This is a genomic window from Paenisporosarcina sp., from assembly GCF_049671445.1.
In the GTDB taxonomy this organism is placed as follows: Bacteria; Bacillota; Bacilli; order Bacillales_A; family Planococcaceae; genus Paenisporosarcina.
Map to the genome: position 1 here is coordinate 1 of NZ_JBATUX010000012.1, position 5,437 is coordinate 5,437.

Here is a 5,437-nt window from a genome sequence, read left to right on the forward strand (position 1 = left end):
CCTTGAAGATGTGAGTATGGTTGAAGTAACGATGGAAATTGCCAAAGAAATTGCTGAAACTGAATATTCACAAGGCATCTACGCTCATTGTATTCAACCAAAAACCACTCAAAAAGAGCAGCAAAAATGGACGAAAATCTTGATGGTTGATGCAGTTCAAGATCCGGGCAACGTTGGAACGATGATTCGTACTGCGGATGCCGCTGGTCTAGATGCAGTTATATTAGGAAAAGGTTCAGCAGATGCTTATAATCCAAAAACTGTTCGTTCGGGTCAAGGTTCTCATTTTCATATTCCAATCTTAAAAGGTGATTTATCAGAATGGTTACAAACGTTTAAAAATAAAGGTATAGCAGTCTATGGTACTTCTTTAGACGATTCGGTTTCTTACAATCATGTAGAACCACAATCACAATTTGCTTTAATTATGGGCAATGAGGGTAGTGGATTATCACCAGAGCTTCTCGTGCAAACGGATATGAATTTGAAAATACCGTTATTCGGACAAGCCGAATCTTTAAATGTAGCAGTTGCTACAGGAATTCTTCTATATACATTAGTTCATACAGAAAATGAATCTTGATGAAAAATTAAATTCCGCGTATAATAGATAGTAATTTGATACGTTAAAAGCTGTGACCGGGAAGAGTACATGAAACCCTTTTATCCAGGAAGTTTGCACCGAGACTGAAAGTGCAAATATAGAAGAATCATCGAAGTTCACCCCGTTAGCTGCCATCAGGACCAGCGATTGCTGTAAAGGTGTGCCGGTGAAGAGCCGTTAATTCAATGAAGTGATTACGTCTGGAAATTCAGCGTAGTAATCAGGGTGGTACCGCGAAATAGTTCCTCGTCCCTTTTTCAGGGGCGGGGTTTTTTATTTTTTTAGAGGGAGGATATACAAATGCAAGAACAATTACAACAATTAAAACAAGAAGCAATTAGCAAAATAGAAGCCGCTTCAAGTGTAAAAGAATTACAAGACGTGCGGGTTGCTTATTTAGGTAAAAAAGGTCCAATTACGGATCTGTTAAAAGGGATGGGTAAACTTCCTGCTGAAGAACGTCCTAAAATGGGGGCACTTGTTAACGTTGTTCGGGAAGAAGTAACGTCTGTTTTGGATGAGCGCTTAGTCGTACTTGAAGACGCGGCTATTCAACAACAACTTGAAAATGAATCAATCGATGTTACGTTACCTGGTCGTCCAGCTAAAACCGGAAATCATCATCCACTAACTCGAGTGGTGGAAGAGATTGAAGACTTATTTATCAGCATGGGATACGAAATTGCTGAAGGTCCTGAAGTTGAAAAAGATTACTATAACTTTGAAGCATTGAACTTACCAAAAGGTCATCCAGCACGTGATATGCAAGATTCATTCTACATTTCAGAAGATATTTTACTTCGTACACATACATCTCCAGTTCAAGCTCGTACGATGGAAGCTAAAGGCGGAGAGCCGATTAAGATTATTTGTCCAGGTAAAGTGTATCGCCGTGATAGCGATGATGCGACACACTCACACCAATTCACTCAAATCGAAGGTCTTGTTATTGGCGAGAACATTAATATGAGCGACTTAAAAGGGACATTATCTGTGTTTGCAAAGAAAATGTTTGGTGATGATCGTGAAATTCGTTTGCGTCCAAGTTTCTTCCCATTCACAGAGCCTTCTGTTGAAATGGATATTTCATGTTTCAAATGTGGCGGCAGTGGCTGTAACGTTTGTAAAAAAACAGGTTGGATTGAAATACTTGGTGCCGGTATGGTGCATCCAAATGTCTTAGAAATGGCAGGATATGATTCGAAAAAACTGTCAGGATTTGCATTCGGTATGGGACCAGAGCGCATTGCGATGTTGAAATACGGAGTGGAAGACATTCGTCATTTCTATACGAATGACGTGCGATTCGTTTCGCAATTTCACCGGACTGAAGTGTAAGGAGGAGATCACATGTTAGTATCAACTAAATGGTTAGCTGATTATATAGATACAAAAGGGTTAGATCCAGCGGAACTTGCTGAAAAAATTACTCGTTCTGGGATTGAAGTGGACGCGGTTATTGATCGTTCTCAAGGAATGACAAACGTCGTAGTTGGTCATGTTTTAGAGTGCGAAAAACATCCTGAAGCAGACAAATTATCGATTTGCCAAGTCGATGTAGGAGAAGAAGTAACACAAATTATTTGTGGTGCTCCAAACATTGCAAAAGGTCAAAAAGTAATTGTTGCACGTCCAGGAGCTGTTTTACCTGGTGGCATTAAAATTAAAAAAGCGAAGCTTCGCGGAGAAGAATCAAACGGTATGATTTGCTCACTTCAAGAACTTGCAATTGAAGGGAAGCTTGTACCTAAAGCATGTGCAGAAGGAATTTACGTGTTACCAGCTGATACTCTTGCGGGTGCAGATGCACTAGAAGTTCTTGGATTACATGACACAGTGCTTGAACTTGGATTAACACCAAATAGAGCAGACGCGATGAGCATGTTAGGCGTTGCTTATGAAGTGGGTGCAATTCTTTCAGAAGATATGAAGTACCCTGAAATTACGTATTCAACATCATCTGAAACAGCTGAAAGTGTTTTGAAACTTCGTGTAGAAGACATGGATGCAAACCCGCTGTACATCGCTAAAGTCGTGAAAAATGTAAAAATTGGTGAATCCCCATTATGGTTACAGCAACGTTTGATGGCTGCAGGCGTACGTCCACATAATAATGTAGTGGATGTAACGAACTATGTATTGATGGAATATGGTCAACCGCTTCATGCATTTGATTATGATCGTTTACAAACGGGAGAAATCGTTGTGCGAGCTGCTCGTCAAGGCGAGAAAATTATAACATTAGATACACAAGAACGTGAATTAGCATCTCATCAATTAGTGATTACAAATGGTCAAAAAGCGGTAGCAATTGCTGGAGTTATGGGTGGAGCAAATTCGGAAGTTCATGAAGGCACGACAACGGTTGTTATCGAGTCAGCATACTTCAAGCCCGCTTCAGTTCGCCAAACGTCTAAAGATCACAATCTGCGCAGTGATGCAAGCTCTCGTTTTGAAAAAGGCGTGGATCCGAACCGTGTAGAAGCAGCTGCAGAACGTGCTGCTCAACTAATTGCTGAACTTGCTGGAGGAGAGATCCTTCAAGGAAGTGTAGTAGCAGACGAACTGAATAAATCACAAAAAGAAGTAGTTGTATCACCTGATTTCATTAATAACCGTTTAGGAATGAAAATTTCATTAGAAGATATGACGTCAATCTTAAGTCGCTTAAAATTCGAATTCGAAGCGGCTAATGGTTTGCTTTACATCAAAGCACCAACACGTCGTCAAGATATTCAAATTGAAGAAGACATCGTTGAAGAAATTGCGCGTATTTATGGTTACGATGAAATTCCATTAACACTGCCTGAAGGAGAATCAACTCCAGGTGGTTTAACGCCTTACCAAGCACAACGACGCATTGTTCGAAACTACTTGGAAGGTGCTGGATTGCAACAAGCAATTACGTATTCATTAACTTCTAAAGAGCTTGCGCAGAGCTTTGCACTAGAAACTGCACCTGTGACAGAATTATTGATGCCAATGAGTGAGGACCGTAGTACATTACGTCAATCGCTAATTCCACATTTACTTGAAGCTGCAACATATAACGTTGCGCGTAAAGCAGATGCTGTAACAATGTTCGAAACTGGTTCAGTGTTCTTAGGAGAAACGTCAGAAGGACTTCCTCATGAAGAAGAACATGTTGCTGCCGTCTTGACAGGTAAATGGCTTGATCACAGCTGGCAGGGGGAACGCAAAACAGTCGATTTCTTTGTGTTAAAAGGAATCATTGAAGGCTTATTTGCGAAACTCGGATTAGATAATCATGTGTCATTTGAGCAAGCGCAAATGGACGGTTTACATCCTGGCAGAACAGCTACCATTAAACTAGCCGACAAAATGATTGGTATCGTGGGGCAATTGCATCCAACTGAACAAAAGAAACGCGATTTAAAAGAAACTTATGTAATGGAACTGAACTTAGCGAAATTACTAACTTTCTCTATAGAACCATTATTGTACACACCAGTACCACGTTTCCCATCTATCTCACGCGATATCGCGTTAGTTGTTGAACGAGCGCAAGCGGCTGGGGATTTAGAAAAAATCATTCGCAGTGCGGGTGGTAAGTTATTGAAAGATGTGCGCGTCTTTGATTTATACGAAGGCGAGAAAATGGAGCCAGGTCAAAAATCGGTCGCATTCTCTCTAACATACGAAGATCCAGAACGTACATTAATAGATGAAGAAGTCGTGAAAGCTCATTCAAAAGTGTTAAAAGCTCTTGAAACAGAAGGTAACGCACAACTTCGAGGATAAATAAAAAAAATGAGGTAGATTCGAAAGTGGTTATCACTTGAGGATCTAACCTTTTTTTATATTTCTATAATAAATGTTGGGGTAAGCACACAATTTAGCACATGAAAAAACACGACATCATCCATATCTTATTTACTTGAATTGTCGAGAAACAAATAAGAATGGAGATGCCATAGGGTGTTCATTAACTCCTGAGTTTTATTACATTAATAGTAGGTTCAGCGGTCGAATCGATGATTTTCAGAGTGAGCATCTACTATTGCACATTATGTTCGAAACTGCGACACAACTAACGCAGCTAATTAAACTTTACAACTGAAGTTCCTCTTGACTTTGAATGTCATACAAACAAAACATTAGTCCGAATTTTCGTATAAAGGTATAATAATATTATCTTAAAATCAAAGGAGTCTTGCCTTATGAGTCAAAGAGTTCCCTACTATGATGTTGCACCTGATGGAATGAAAATTATGATGGATATGGAGAAGTACACTAAGCAGACTACGATTAATAGAACTACTAGAGAGTTAATCAAAATTAGAGTCTCTCAAATTAACGGTTGTGCCTTCTGCATAGATATGCATACAGCGGATGCTCGTAAGATGGGTGAAACCGAACAACGAATTTATTGTTTAAATGCTTGGAATGAATGTACTTTTTATACACCTGAAGAGAAAATTGCTCTCGAACTATCTGAGCATATTACTCTAATTCCTACTAAAAGAGTTCCTGATGACTTATACAAGCTTGTCCGAGAACATTATGATGAAAAACAATATGTTGATCTAGTTCTTATTATTAATCAGATAAACAGTTGGAATAGAATATCTATTGCAATGGGCAATACAGCAACTAAGATTTAACTTCTTAACGAACATCCTTTGGTGTTCGTTTTTTCATTTATTTTGTTGCACAGTTTAATTCAAAAGCGACATTAAACATAGTCCATCTGTTTCTGCATCGCTTTGCTAGCTTCGAAACATGAAAGGGCGTTGCATCGCTTCGCTAGCTTTGAAACATGGAAGTGCGCTGCAACGAAAATCTAATGAACTAAATATAAAAAGGGAACTG

4 protein-coding genes and 1 other annotated feature are annotated in these 5,437 nt (G+C 39.3%); all 4 genes read left to right on the forward strand.

Translation table 11 applies throughout. From position 1 onward, the window contains the following. Positions 1–583, forward strand: a 583-nt coding sequence (locus WBG45_RS01045) for a TrmH family RNA methyltransferase (RefSeq protein ID WP_424411942.1), incomplete at its 5' end; no start/stop codon positions are given. 43 nt (positions 584–626) lie between these two features. Further along, positions 627–861, forward strand: a binding site (T-box leader). Between the two features lie 43 nt (positions 862–904). Then, positions 905–1,942, forward strand: a complete 1,038-nt coding sequence (pheS, locus tag WBG45_RS01050) for a phenylalanine--tRNA ligase subunit alpha (RefSeq protein ID WP_424411943.1) — start codon at positions 905–907, stop codon at positions 1,940–1,942. Positions 1,943–1,954: 12 nt separating this feature from the next. Then, complete coding sequence (pheT, locus tag WBG45_RS01055; RefSeq protein WP_424411944.1) at positions 1,955–4,366, forward strand: phenylalanine--tRNA ligase subunit beta; 2,412 nt, start codon at positions 1,955–1,957, stop codon at positions 4,364–4,366. 419 nt (positions 4,367–4,785) lie between these two features. After that, positions 4,786–5,229 (forward strand): carboxymuconolactone decarboxylase family protein, encoded by a 444-nt coding sequence (locus WBG45_RS01060; RefSeq protein ID WP_424411945.1) that lies wholly within the window; start codon positions 4,786–4,788, stop codon positions 5,227–5,229. Positions 5,230–5,437: the final 208 nt, after the last annotated feature.